The organism is Phytohabitans flavus, from assembly GCF_011764545.1.
GTDB lineage: Bacteria > Actinomycetota > Actinomycetes > Mycobacteriales > Micromonosporaceae > Phytohabitans > Phytohabitans flavus.
On record NZ_AP022870.1, the window covers coordinates 6,388,327 to 6,400,607 of the forward strand.

A 12,281-nucleotide genomic window follows, 5' to 3' on the forward strand; every position below is an offset into this window, starting at 1 on the left:
TTCAGCCGGAAACTTTTTTGATGGCGACCGCGCGGACGAGCGCGAAGTTGACGGACCAGGCCACCGCGATGCAGGCGGCGGCCATGAGCACGCCGACTGCCAGCGGCGGACGCTCGATGCCGAGCCCGTTGTTGATGAGGTGGCCAAACCAGAGCGCGTCGAAGCCGATCTCGGTCACGATCGCCGGCGCGACCGTCAGCGGGATGAGGCCGATGCCCAGCCAGTTGCCGCACCTGTAGAAGCAGGTGCCCATCAGCCACCCGCAGCACAGGTAGACGATGCCGATGCACAGCTCGGCGACGAGCGCGACCAGCCCGTCCGTGACGTTCAGCACCGGGTACGGCTCCTGCAAGCCGCCCATGAGATCGGCCGAGGTGTAGATGCCGTGCTCGACGACGTAGCCGAGCGTCATGATGACCGCGTACACCGCGGCGATCACGAGGAGGTAGAGCGAACCGCCGAGCACGAAATGGCGCCGGGTGACCCCGTTGCCCACGTAGGCCGGGAGGAACACCGTCGTCAGCATCACGCCGACGGCCAGCAGGAAGTACTTGGGTGCCGATCCGCCGGAGGTGGCCCAGATGCTGACTTCGGTGTCGCCAGCAGCCAGCACCGCGGTGATGATCACCGTGTAGATCACGGCCATGACGCCCCAGTAGCCGGCGATCATGGGCAGGGCGGCGCGCAGCTGGGCACGCGAGACGATCAGAGGGGTGTTGACGATTCGCGCGCTGCGCTCGCTCATGGCCGCTCCTCGGCGGTCAGGTGGACGAAGAGGTCCTGGAGCCCGACCGGGCCCAGGTCCAGCCCGGCATACCGGGCCTTGGCCCGCTCGTCATCGGTGAGCTGGCCGTAGATCGTGGTCGAGCGGGTGCCGCCCAGCCGCTGGTCACCCAGCACCGTGCGCCCCTCGGTAAACGCCGCGACCGTGTCGGCCGGGCCGGTGACCGCGACGCCCCGCGCGCGCAGCGCCTCGGTCTCCTCGTGCGCCACCAGGCGGCCCTTGTCGAGGATCACGACCTCCTCGAAGAGGGAGCCCACCTCCTCGATCAGGTGCGTGGAGACGATGATCGTGCGCGGGTGGGTCATGTAGTCGTTGAGCAGCTCGTCGTAGAACGCGTACCGCGAGGGGGCGTCCATCCCCAGGTAGGACTCGTCGAAGATAGTGAGTGGCGCCCGCGCGGCCAGGCCGAGCGTGACGCTGAGCGCCGACTTCATGCCTCGGGAGAGCCCACTGATCCGCTTCCTGACCGGCAGGCGGAAGCGCTCGATCAGGGCCTGCGCGTACTCCTCGTCCCAGTTGGGGCGCAACGCGCGGGCCATCCGGAGCACGGCGGTGACCCGGTCGGTGTCCTGCGCGTCCACCCGGTCCCGCACGAAACAGATCTGCCGGGTCAGTGCGGCGTTTTCGAAGGGCTCGGCGTCGCCGACGAGCACCGCGCCGCTGGTCGCCGGGCGGAACGCGGAGACGGCCGAGAGCACGCTTGTCTTGCCCGAGCCGTTGCGCCCGAGCAAGCCGTAGATCTTGCCGCCGGCCAGCCTGAGCGTGAGCCTGTCCACGGCGACCGTGTCCCCGTACCGGATCGTGAGGTCTTTGACCTCGACGGAGAGGGTCACCTCGCCCCCTCGATCCGCCGGACGATCTCGTCCAGAGAGATGCCGATCACTCGGGCCTCAGCGATCATCGCGTCGACGACCTCCTCGAAGAAGCGCTCACGCCGCTCGGCGCGCAGCTTTTCGCGGGCATCGGCGCTGACGAACATGCCGATGCCACGCCGCTTGTACAGGACGCCCTCCTCGACCAGCTGCTGGAAGCCCTTGGCCGCGGTGGCTGGGTTGATCCGGTAGTAGCTCGCGTACTGGTTGGTGGACATGACCTGCTCGTCCTCCCCAAGTGCCCCGCTCAGGATGTCCTCTTTGATCTTGTCGGCGATTTGCAGATAGATCGGACTCCGGTCGTCAAACACGGGAGCACCTCAAGGTTCTTAGGTTCGTTACTTGACTAATGAACCGTAGCACCGAAGAACTGAGGCGGTCAATGGGTCGGTTCCTGATCGCGCCGTTCACCGGGGTGCGGCGGGCTGCGGACTCTCGCCGCTCTTTGCCCGCTGACCTGTCCGGGCGGGCGATACGCCAGAGATTGCTCCGACATAGTGTCTGCCCATGGGGAACGATCTCGCGGTCTCGGTGAAGGGGCTGCGCAAGGCATACGGCCGCACGGTGGCGGTCGATGGCCTGGACCTGGATGTACGGCGGGGCGAGGTCTTCGCCCTCCTCGGCCCGAACGGGGCCGGCAAGACCACCACTGTCGAAATCCTGGAGGGATACCGCAAGCGCGACGGCGGCGAGGTGAGCGTGCTCGGCCTGGACCCCGCCGCCCCGACCGCCGAATGGCGGACGCGGGTGGGATAGTGCTACAGGGCACCGGGGAGTTCGAGGAGCTCACTGTCGGTGAGCTGGTACACCACTTCGCGGCGTTCTATCCAAAGGCGGACGACCCCGACGATGTGATCGCGCGAGTCGGGCTGACCGACAAGGCGAAGGCCCGGACACACAGCCTCTCCGGCGGGCAGCGGCGGCGGCTGGATGTGGCGCTCGGCATCGTGGGCCGGCCCGAGCTGCTCTTCCTGGACGAGCCGACGACCGGCTTCGACCCGGAGGCGCGGCGGGAGTTCTGGCAGCTGATCCGGGAGCTCAACGGCGCCGGTACCACGATCATGCTGACCACCCACTACCTGGACGAAGCGGAGGCGCTCGCCCAGCGGGTAGGCGTGATCGCCGACGGGCGGCTCGTCGAGGTGGCCGAGCCGAGCCGGCTGGGCAACCGGGAGGGCGCGCCGGCAACAGTCTCGTGGCGTACCCCCGACGGCTCGGTCGAGTCGAAGGAGAGCGAGACGCCGACGGCGCTCGTCGCCGAGCTGGCCGCGCGCTTCGATGGCGAGGTGCCCGGCCTGACCGTCACCCGCCCCACCCTGGAGGACGTCTACCTACGCATGATCGGAGCCGTGGCATGAGCAGCGTGGACCTGGCGCGCCGGCAGGGCACCCTCGAGATCAAGCAGTTCATGCGCAGCCGCGAGGCGGTCGTGTTCACGATGGCGTTCCCGGTCATCATGATCTTGATCTTCGCCTCGATCTTCAACGACGAGATCGCGCCGGGCGTGAACTACACGCAGTACTTCATCACCGGCATGATCGCGACCGGCTTGATGACCGTCGGCTTCCAGAACCTCGGCATCCAGATCCCCATCGAACGGGACAAGGGCGTACTCAAGCGCTATCGCGGTACACCAATGCCTAAATGGGTCTACTTCGCCGGCAAGGTGCTCATGGTGGCCGCCATCGGGGTAATCGAGGTGGCGATCCTGCTGGTCATCTCGATCACCCTCTTCGACCTGCACGCACCCGCCTCGGCCGAGAAGTGGTTCACGTTCGCCTGGGTGTCGTTGCTGGGGCTGACCGCGTCCACGCTGTGCGGCATCGCGTTCTCGTCGGTACCCCGCAACGCGCGCAGCGCCACCGCGGTCGTGACCCCGGTGGCGCTGGTGCTTCAGTTCATCTCGGGGGTGTTCTTCGTCTTCACCGACCTGCCCACGTGGATGCAGCAGATCGCGGCGATCTTCCCGCTGAAGTGGATGTGTCAGGGGCTGCGGTCGGTCTTCCTGCCCGACTCGTTCGCCGCCGCCGAGCCGGCCGGCAGCTGGGAGCTGGGCAAGGTCGCGCTGGTCCTGTGCGCCTGGTGCGTGGTCGGCCTGGTGGTGTGTATCCGCACCTTTAGCTGGCAGAACAAGTACAGCCGTTAGGACTGGTAGTCGTAGAAGCCTCGGCCGCTCTTGCGGCCGAGGTCACCGGCGGCGACCATGCGCTGGAGTAGCTCTGGCGGGAAGAACTTCTCGTCCGCGGTGTCGGTGTAGATGTTCTTCGTGGCGTGCAGCAGCACGTCGACGCCGGTCAGGTCGGTGGTGGCCAGCGGACCCATCGCGTGGCCGAAGCCGAGCTTGCACGCGGTGTCCAGGTCCTCCGGCGAGATGACGCCGGACTCGACGAGCTTGACCGCCTCTACCACCAGCGCGGAGATAAGCCGGGTGGTCACGAATCCGGCGATGTCGCGGTTGACCACCACGCACGTCTTGCCGACCTCCTCGGCGAAGGTCCGGACCGTCGCCAGCGTGGCGTCCGACGTCTTGTACCCGCGCACGAGCTCGCAGAGCTTCATCATCGGCACCGGCGAGAAGAAGTGTGTACCCACGACCGACTCGGGCCGCTGGGTGGCGGCGGCGATCTGGGTGACCGGGATCGCGCTCGTGTTCGTCGCCAGCACTGCCTCCGGCCGGCAGATCTTGTCGAGCTGCCGGAAGACCTCCTGCTTGACGTCCAGCCGCTCGAACACCGCCTCGACCACGATGTCCGCCTCGGCCGCCGCCTCCAGCTCGGTGGTCGGGGTGATGCGGCCCAGCGTGGCCTCCACGTCGCCGGGCTCGATCGTCCCCTTGCTCGCGAACCTCTCCAGCGACTTGCGGATCCCCGCCAGGCCCCGGCTCGTCGCCGCGTCATCGAGATCGCGGAGAGTGACCTCCCAGCCAGCCTGCGCGGCCACCTGGGCGATGCCCGAACCCATCAGCCCGGCCCCGACGACCGCCAGTCGACCCGCCATGCCCTCACTCCTCAACTCGTTAGCCATGGATGGATGCTAAACGACCATTCAGGATGAGCTTGAGGTGCGAGGCTGACGCCATGGCGCTGGCCCGAGGGCGCTCTACTGGAATGTGAAGGTCGGCTCCTCCGGCGCGGCCACCCGCTCGACCTTGACTCCCAGGCCGCGCAGGTTCGGCACGAAGTCCGGGTAGCCACGGTCGATGTGGTGCACGTGCGACACCTCGGTCATGCCGTCGGCGCAGAGCGCGGCCATCACCAGCCCGGCACCGGCCCGGATGTCGGTCGCCCGTACCGGCGCGCTGGAGAGCCGCTCCCGCCCCTGCACCACGGCGTGGTGACCGTCGGTGCGGATGTCGGCACCGAGGCGGACCATCTCGTTCACGAACATGAACCGGCCGTCGAAGATGTTTTCCGTGACGAGCGACGAGCCGTCGCTGACCGAGGAGAGGCCGATCGCCATCGGCAGCAGGTCGGTCGGGAAGCCCGGGAACGGCAGCGTGACCACGTCGACCGCGTTCGGGCGGCGATCCATCTGCACGCGGAATGAGTTGGACCGGGTCTCCACCAGGCCGCCCGCCGAGATCACCTTGTCGAGGGCGATCTCCAGGTGGGCGGGGTTAACCCCGGTCACCGTGACGTCTCCCCGCGTCATCGCCGCGCCGAACGCCCAGGTACCGCCCACGATGCGGTCACCGATCGTGGAGTGATGCACCGGGCGCAGCTCGGTCACGCCCTGCACGCGCAGCGTGGACGTGCCGGCCCCCTCGATGCGGGCGCCCATCTCGGAGAGCATCGTGCAGATGTCGACGATCTCCGGCTCGCGGGCCACGTTGTCGATAACCGTCTCGCCGCGCGCCAGCACCGCCGCCATCAGCAGGTTTTCGGTGGCGCCCACGCTGGGGAAGTCGAGCCAGATCGTCGCACCCCGCAGCCCGCGTGGCGCCGAGGCGATCACGAAGCCGTGCTCGCCGGTGATCTCCGCACCCATCCGGGCCAGCCCGTCGATGTGCATGTCGAGCCCACGCGAGCCGATCGCGTCGCCGCCCGGGTGGGCCACCCGCACGAACCCGCGCCGCGCCAGGAGCGGGCCGAGCACGCAGATCGAGGCGCGCAGCCGCCGCACGAGGTCGTAGTCGGCCTCGGTGCCGGTCTCCTCGGGGACGTCGATCGAGACGTCGTCGCCCGTGTACTCCACCGTGCAGCCTAGCCGCCGCAGGACCTCACCCATGATCGCGATATCCGTGATCCTGGGGATGTTGCGCACCACGCTCCGGCCGGGCGCCAGCAGCGCCACCGCCATGAGCTTGAGGGCCGAATTCTTGGCGCCGACGACGTGTACCTCGCCTGCCAGCCGCGCCCCACCGAGCACCTGGATCACATCCACGTCGGCCATCGTAGAAGCTTCTGTCTCCGCCATGTCGTCGGCCGGGACCGCTGACGGTCGTACGCTAAGGCTCATGGCCGTCCACCTCACCAGGATCTACACGAAAGCCGGCGACACCGGCGCGACCCGGCTCGTCAACAACGAGCAGGTGCCAAAGACTCACCCGCGGATCGCGGCGTACGCCGACGTGGACGAGTGCAACGCCGCCATCGGGGTCGCGCTCGCGCTTGGGCAGCTCACCGACGAGGTACGGGCCGTGCTCGGCACCGTGCAGAACGATCTCTTCGACGTGGGCGCCGATCTGGCCAACCCGGAGTCGCCGGGCGAGGGGCGGACGCTGCGGATCACCGAGGAGTACGTGACCCGGCTCGAGGGCTGGTGCGACGACTTCAACGCGCAACTGTCCACACTCGACTCCTTCGTGTTGCCCGGTGGTACGCCGGGCGCCGCGCTGCTGCACGTGGCACGCACTGTTGCGCGCCGTGCCGAGCGTGCGGCGTGGACTCTCGTGGAGAGCGATCCGGACCGAACCGGTACCCTCCCGGCAAAGTATCTCAATAGGCTGTCCGATCTGCTGTTCATCCTGGCGAGAACCGCAAATCCCGCCGGAGACGTGGTCTGGGCACCGGGCGCCAACAGGTGAGATCTGGCGCGCTCGCCCTGTGCGTGCTCGCCCTCGCGTCCTGCTCGTCGCCGCCGCCTGTCCCACCCACGCCTCATACCCTCACCTGGCGCGAGGTCACCCTCCCGGCCGCCGGCGCGACAATCCAGGACGTCGCGTTCTGCGACGACCACTGGCTCGCGGTGGGCGGCCTCCCGACCGGACCGGCGGCCTGGCGGAGCACGGACGGCATGACCTGGACCGGGGTACGGCTCGCGCCCGTCAGCTTCTACGGCAGGCAGAGCACGCTCTCCACGGTCGCCTGCCGGGGCGCCGACGCGGTGGCGGTGGGCGCTGCCTCGGGCGGTGCGCACGGCAACCCGCGTACCAGCACGTGGCGCAGCCGGGCGGACGGGAGCTGGCTGGAGTACGAGCCGGCCTTCACCCAGTTCGGAGGACAGGACTCGGTCGGCGTCGGTGCCGCGGCCGCATCACTGGGCGCCCCCGCCGCCTGGGCCATCGTCGGCAACTGGCTAGGCCCGGACGGCTCCCCCGGCCCCGCACTGTGGCACTCGGCGGACGGTGCCACGTTCCAGCGCACGCTCGTCGCCCCAGGATCCGCCGCGCGGGGTACCGACGTGGCACCCCTGCCGGGCGGCGGCTGGCTCATGGCCGGCGAGGCGTACGGGACCACGCTCACCGGCGCCTCCTGGACCTCGGAGGACGGCGGCACGACGTGGACTCCGGTCCCGGTGGGCGGACCGCTGGCGCTGGTCACCCCGTACGGGAGCGGCACGCTGGGCGTGGGCCAGGCCGGCTCCTGGTGGTACGACGGCACGACCTGGCAGCGACGCGGCACATTCGGCGACGCGAACGGGTGGCGCTTCCTGTCCCTGTCCGCCGCCGCGCTGCCCGCCGCCGCGGTCGACAGCGGTCTGGGCGTGGTCACCGCCGCGGCGGGCACGGCCTGCCGGATGTGGACCAGCCGGGACGGCGGCGCCAGCTGGCAGGAGGCGGCGATGCCGGTATCCCTGCCGGTGACGGCCGAGACGGTCGCCGCGACCGCCGTGAACGGGGACACCGTGCTCCTCGCCACCGACGACGGCACACAGGCGCGGCTCTGGCTGGCGAGCGCCGCCTAGGGCGCACAGATTGGCGTGCGCGCGGCCCCTGCTGAGCGGGTGAGGCCGGGGCGAGGCTAGTGGGTGGCCAGAAACGAGGAGACCGCCCCGGGTGGGGCGGCCTCCAGCCACGACATGAAACCCGTCACCGTCGTCTTGGCCATCGCGATCTCGACGGGAGCCTGGTGGCTCAGACAGCGGAGGATCACCCAGTCGGCGGGGATGCTCATCAGCTCCTGTCCCTCCGGTCTGCGCCGGCGCTCCACCACCAAGCCGTCGCGGGAAAGGCGGCGCTTCGGGCGGATGGCGAGGCTGAACATGCGGTAGAAGCGCAGCTCGTCACCGGCAAAGCGGCCGAATCCCGGAGACCACCCGCGGCCGTCGAGCATTGTCGACACGCGGAGGTTAAGCCTGATGGTCCCGCTGCCCGCCATGACGGCACGGCGGATGAACAGGGTCGCCACGAAGGCGAGCAGGATGAGTATGCCGATCCCGATCCACTCCAAGACCAGCATCGGCGTACTGTCAGCGAGCGGCTGGAGCGGCCTGCTCGGCGCTCTCCGCGAGCACCGTCACGCCCTCGTCCGTGATGGAGAGGAAGCCACCCGACACGTCATAGCTGATCTCGTCGCCACCAGAGATCTTGACGCGGACCTGGCCCGGCTCGGCCAGCTGGCCCAGCAGGGGCGCGTGGCCGGGAAGCACACCCAGCTCACCCTCGGTGGTCCGTGCGACGAGCATCTCGGCCTCGCCGGACCAGATCTTTTCCTCGACCGCTACAACCTCGACGTGCAGCTGGTTCGCCACGCTGTCTCCTCGGTAACTCTGGGGATTAGACCGAGTTTAAACAGCGGACCGACGTCGCCCTAACGAGGGTGGCGCGCAACACAGTCACAAACAGACCGTCATTTATTGATCATCTCGGGGTGCGCTGCCATGAACGCGTCGACGGTGTCGTCCTGTACCGCCGCGAAGAAGTCCTCGGACGGGGAGACCAGCCGCTCCCCTCGGTAGTTTCGGCCGCTACCGACCCCTTCGCCGGGGAGCTTGACCATGGTGATCGAGTCGGAACGGATGTTGCGCAACGTGAAAGCGTAGTCGACCACGCTGTGGCCGCGGCCGTTGAAGACAAGTGACTGGCCGCCGGCGCGCAGCACGGCGTCGAGCTTGCCCGGGTTGGTCACCACGTCCCTGCTGAACGCCTGGTTGACCATCGCCTTGATGAACTGCTGCTGGTGGCGCTGCCGCACATAGTCGCCGCCAACCGTCTTGCGCTGCCGCACGATGTCGAGCGCCTCCCAGCCCTTGAGCTCGTGAGTGCCCTTCTTGTACAGCTTCTGCGGCCCCACGTACCCGTCGCCGTAGGGGTTGCCATCGCGCCCGCTGCCGTCCGGCTTGAGGTGCTCGGAGCGGATGTCCATGTCGAGAGTCATCGTGACCCCGCCCATGGCGTCGACGATCTTGCGGAAGCCCTGGAAGTTGACGATCGCACCGGCGTCGAAGCGCTTGATGCCCGTGTACTGCGTGATCGTGCTGGCCAGAAGCTCGAAGCCGCGGGCCGGGTCGGGCACCTCCTGGCCGGGGACCCTGCTGCCATACGCCATCGCGGCGTTTATCTTGTCGCGCCCGCCCCCGAAGTCGGCCTTGGGAAACCGCGGGATCTCGACCAGCAGGTCGCGCGGGATCGAGAACAGGTAGGCCCGATCGTGCGCGTCCGGGACGTGCAGGATGAGGATCGAGTCGGAGCGGGGCGGCTCGTTGGGGTTGTCGACCCGGGGGTCGATGCCGACCAGCAGGATGTTGAGCGGGCCCTTGATGTCGGTCTTGGGCTCGGGCGTCGGGTCGGCCTGGTCGCCGAAGAGGTCGGCGGTCTGCACCGTGGCCTCGTAGCGGGACAGCAGCACCTCACTGGCGAGCAGCGCGCCTCCACTGCCGAGCACCAAAAGCGTGCCGAAGACAGTGCACAGCACGGCCCATCTGGGCAGTCGACGGCTCGCCTGGCCCACGCGGCCTCCAATCACGGGTTCCCTCTACAGGTAAGACGGATCAGGAGGGCGTGAAGGTTTGCTACCCAAAAGTATCTCGGCATATACAAAGGCGCCCGCCGGGAACTGGCGGGCGCCTTCGGTTGAAAAGGGGGCAGATCAGTCGTTCTTCATAAGCTCGCGGGCGTTGCGCTCGAGGTCGTCGAGGCCGCCGCACATGAAGAAGGCCTGCTCGGGGAAGTGGTCGTACTCGCCCTCGCTGATCTTCTTGAACGCCTCGACGGTGTCCTTGATCGGCACGAAGGAGCCCTCGATACCGGTGAAGACCCTCGCCGCGTAGGTGTTCTGCGACAGGAAGCGCTCGATCCGCCGGGCCCGGCCCACCGTGACCTTGTCGTCCTCGGAGAGCTCCTCCAGGCCGAGGATCGCGATGATGTCCTGGAGGTCCTTGTACCGCTGGAGGATCCGCTTGACCTCGGAGGCGACCGTGTAGTGCTCCTGGCCGACGTACTCCGTCGCGAGGATCCGGGACGAGGACGCCAGCGGGTCCACCGCCGGGTAGATGCCCTTGTCGGAGATGGACCGCTCCAGGTTGGTGGTCGCGTCCAGGTGGGCGAACGTGGTGGACGGCGCCGGGTCGGTGTAGTCGTCCGCCGGCACGTAGATCGCCTGCATCGAGGTGATGGCCTGGCCACGGACCGAGGTGATCCGCTCCTGAAGCTCGCCCATCTCGTCGGCCAGCGTGGGCTGGTAACCCACGGCCGAGGGCATCCGGCCCAGCAGGGTGGAGACCTCGGAACCGGCCTGGGTGAACCGGAAGATGTTGTCGATGAAGAGCAGCACTTCCTGCTTCTGCACGTCGCGGAAGTACTCGGCCATCGTCAGCGCCGACAGGGCGACCCGGAGGCGGGTGCCCGGCGGCTCGTCCATCTGGCCGTAGACCAGCGCGGTCTTGTCGATAACGCCGGTCTCGGTCATCTCCAGGATGAGGTCGTTGCCCTCGCGGGTGCGCTCACCGACGCCGGCGAACACCGAGGTACCACCGAAGTTGTTGGCAACCCGGATGATCATCTCCTGGATGAGCACCGTCTTGCCCACGCCGGCACCACCGAAGAGGCCGATCTTCCCGCCCTTGACGTACGGGGCGAGCAGGTCGAGCACCTTGATGCCGGTCTCCAGCATCTCGGTCTTGGGCTCGAGGTCGGCGAACGCCGGAGGCTTGCGGTGGATCTGCCACCGGTCGCTGATCTCGAGGCGCTCGCCCTCCTTGAGGTTGAGGCAGTCCCCGATCGCGTTGAACACGTGACCCTTGGTGGCGTCGCCGACCGGCACCGTGATCGGCGAGCCGGTGTCGCGCACCTCGGCGCCCCGGATCAGGCCGTCGGTGGGCTGCATCGAGATCGCGCGGATCATGTTGTCACCCAGGTGCTGGGCGACCTCCAGGGTCAGGATCTTGTCACCCTCGGAGAGCGACACGGTCACCTGTAGCGCGTTGAAGATGTCGGGCATCGCGTCGCGCGGGAACTCGGCGTCGACGACCGGGCCGATGACCCGGACCACGCGGCCCGTGGCGGTCTTGGTCTCTACTGGTGCAGTCATCACACTTCACTTCCCGAAGCGGCGAGCGCGTTGGCGCCGCCGACGATCTCGCTGATCTCCTGGGTGATCCCGGCCTGACGCGCGGAGTTCATCTCCCGCGTGTAGTTCTGGATCATCTCTTCCGCGTTGTCCGTCGCGCTCTTCATCGCGCGCCGGCGGGCCGCCGACTCGCTCGCCGCCGACTCCAGCAGAGCGGCGTAGATGCGCGTGTTGATGTACTTGGGCAGCAGCGCGTCGAGCAGCGCCTCCGCCTCCGGCTCGAACTCGTACGCCGGGAGGACGCCCTCCACACGAGGCCGTTCCTCGACCTCCATGGGTCCGATGATCCGGGTCGTCGGCGTCTGCGTCATCAACGACTTGAACTCGGTGTACACGATGTGCAACTCATCCACACCCTGTACCCCGTCCGGGCCGGAGTGGTCCTCGCCGTCGTCGGCACCGTGGGTGAACGCCTTGATCAGCGTCTCACCCACGGCCCGCGCGTCGTTGAACGCCGGCTGCTCCGAGAAGCCGGTCCAGCTCTGCTCGATCGGGCGGTTGCGGAACCGGTAGTACGTCACGCCCTTGCGGCCGATGACGTACAGCACCGGCTCCTTGCCGTCCTCGCGCAGGCGCGCCGTCAGCGACTCGGCCGTCTTGATCGCGTTGGAGCTGTAGCCACCGGCCAAGCCACGGTCGCTCGTGATGAGCAGAACGCCGGCCCGCCGCACCTGGGGACGCGCCGTCAGCAGCGGGTGGTCGACGCTGGCGTTGGACGCCAGCGCCGTCAGCACGCCGGTGATGGCCTGGGCGTACGGCAGGGACGCCGCCACCCGCGCCTGGGCCTTGGCGATGCGGCTCGTCGCAACGAGCTCCATCGCCTTGGTGATCTTCTTCATCGACTTCGCCGAGCGGATCCGTTGACGAAGAACGCGAACCTGGGCCGCCATCGGTCGT

13 protein-coding genes and 1 pseudogene are annotated in these 12,281 nt (G+C 68.3%); 4 read left to right on the top strand and 10 right to left on the bottom strand.

Going from position 1 to position 12,281, the window contains the following annotated elements:
* Position 1: 1 nt before the first annotated feature.
* From Pflav_RS27875 to Pflav_RS27885, 3 genes are read right to left on the bottom strand one after another with little or no spacing between them, the layout of a single operon-like run.
* Positions 2 to 745, bottom strand: coding sequence for a hypothetical protein (locus Pflav_RS27875; RefSeq protein ID WP_173039438.1), 744 nt, complete (start codon positions 743 to 745; stop codon positions 2 to 4).
* Entirely contained in the window at positions 742 to 1,617 is an 876-nt protein-coding gene (locus tag Pflav_RS27880) for an ATP-binding cassette domain-containing protein (RefSeq protein ID WP_173039440.1), read from the bottom strand. The genes Pflav_RS27875 and Pflav_RS27880 overlap by 4 nt, the downstream gene beginning before the upstream one ends.
* Positions 1,614 to 1,967: a GntR family transcriptional regulator gene (locus tag Pflav_RS27885; protein ID WP_173039442.1), complete on the bottom strand. Its 354-nt coding sequence runs from the start codon at positions 1,965 to 1,967 to the stop codon at positions 1,614 to 1,616. The genes Pflav_RS27880 and Pflav_RS27885 overlap by 4 nt, the downstream gene beginning before the upstream one ends.
* A 196-nt stretch (positions 1,968 to 2,163) precedes the next feature.
* Here Pflav_RS27885 and Pflav_RS27890 point away from each other — a divergent pair.
* Together Pflav_RS27890 and Pflav_RS27895 are read left to right on the top strand one after the other, a co-directional pair.
* Positions 2,164 to 3,014 (top strand): annotated as a pseudogene (locus Pflav_RS27890) (ABC transporter ATP-binding protein).
* Positions 3,011 to 3,802, top strand: a complete 792-nt coding sequence (locus Pflav_RS27895) for an ABC transporter permease (protein ID WP_173039444.1) — start codon at positions 3,011 to 3,013, stop codon at positions 3,800 to 3,802. The pseudogene Pflav_RS27890 and the gene Pflav_RS27895 overlap by 4 nt, the downstream one beginning before the upstream one ends.
* Here the strand turns inward: Pflav_RS27895 and Pflav_RS27900 are convergent.
* Positions 3,799 to 4,653 carry a 3-hydroxyacyl-CoA dehydrogenase family protein gene (locus tag Pflav_RS27900; RefSeq protein ID WP_173039446.1) on the bottom strand — a complete coding sequence of 285 codons (855 nt, stop codon included), beginning with the start codon at positions 4,651 to 4,653 and terminating at the stop codon, positions 3,799 to 3,801. The genes Pflav_RS27895 and Pflav_RS27900 overlap by 4 nt on opposite strands.
* A gap of 102 nt (positions 4,654 to 4,755) precedes the next feature.
* On the bottom strand, positions 4,756 to 6,048 hold the full coding sequence (murA, locus tag Pflav_RS27905) for a UDP-N-acetylglucosamine 1-carboxyvinyltransferase (protein WP_377310526.1): 1,293 nt from the start codon (positions 6,046 to 6,048) through the stop codon (positions 4,756 to 4,758).
* Positions 6,049 to 6,112: 64 nt separating this feature from the next.
* Here murA and Pflav_RS27910 point away from each other — a divergent pair, with 64 nt between their 5' ends.
* Both Pflav_RS27910 and Pflav_RS27915 read left to right on the top strand, forming a co-directional pair.
* Entirely contained in the window at positions 6,113 to 6,682 is a 570-nt protein-coding gene (locus Pflav_RS27910) for a cob(I)yrinic acid a,c-diamide adenosyltransferase (protein WP_173039448.1), read from the top strand.
* On the top strand, positions 6,679 to 7,782 hold the full coding sequence (locus tag Pflav_RS27915) for a beta propeller repeat protein (RefSeq protein WP_173039450.1): 1,104 nt from the start codon (positions 6,679 to 6,681) through the stop codon (positions 7,780 to 7,782). Before Pflav_RS27910 ends, Pflav_RS27915 begins: the two co-directional genes overlap by 4 nt.
* 56 nt (positions 7,783 to 7,838) lie before the next feature.
* On the opposite strand, the gene Pflav_RS27920 is transcribed toward Pflav_RS27915, so the two are convergent.
* The 5 genes from Pflav_RS27920 to Pflav_RS27940 form a co-directional block, all read right to left on the bottom strand.
* Positions 7,839 to 8,276, bottom strand: coding sequence for a DUF2550 domain-containing protein (locus Pflav_RS27920; protein WP_173039452.1), 438 nt, complete (start codon positions 8,274 to 8,276; stop codon positions 7,839 to 7,841).
* A 10-nt stretch (positions 8,277 to 8,286) separates the two neighbouring features.
* Entirely contained in the window at positions 8,287 to 8,568 is a 282-nt protein-coding gene (locus Pflav_RS27925; protein ID WP_173039453.1) for a F0F1 ATP synthase subunit epsilon, read from the bottom strand.
* A 98-nt stretch (positions 8,569 to 8,666) separates the two neighbouring features.
* Positions 8,667 to 9,782 (bottom strand): LCP family protein, encoded by a 1,116-nt coding sequence (locus tag Pflav_RS27930; RefSeq protein ID WP_173039455.1) that lies wholly within the window; start codon positions 9,780 to 9,782, stop codon positions 8,667 to 8,669.
* Positions 9,783 to 9,905: 123 nt separating this feature from the next.
* Positions 9,906 to 11,345 carry a F0F1 ATP synthase subunit beta gene (gene atpD / locus Pflav_RS27935; protein WP_173039457.1) on the bottom strand — a complete coding sequence of 480 codons (1,440 nt, stop codon included), beginning with the start codon at positions 11,343 to 11,345 and terminating at the stop codon, positions 9,906 to 9,908.
* Complete coding sequence (locus Pflav_RS27940; RefSeq protein ID WP_173039458.1) at positions 11,345 to 12,274, bottom strand: F0F1 ATP synthase subunit gamma; 930 nt, start codon at positions 12,272 to 12,274, stop codon at positions 11,345 to 11,347. Before Pflav_RS27940 ends, atpD begins: the two co-directional genes overlap by 1 nt.
* Positions 12,275 to 12,281 lie beyond the last annotated feature (7 nt).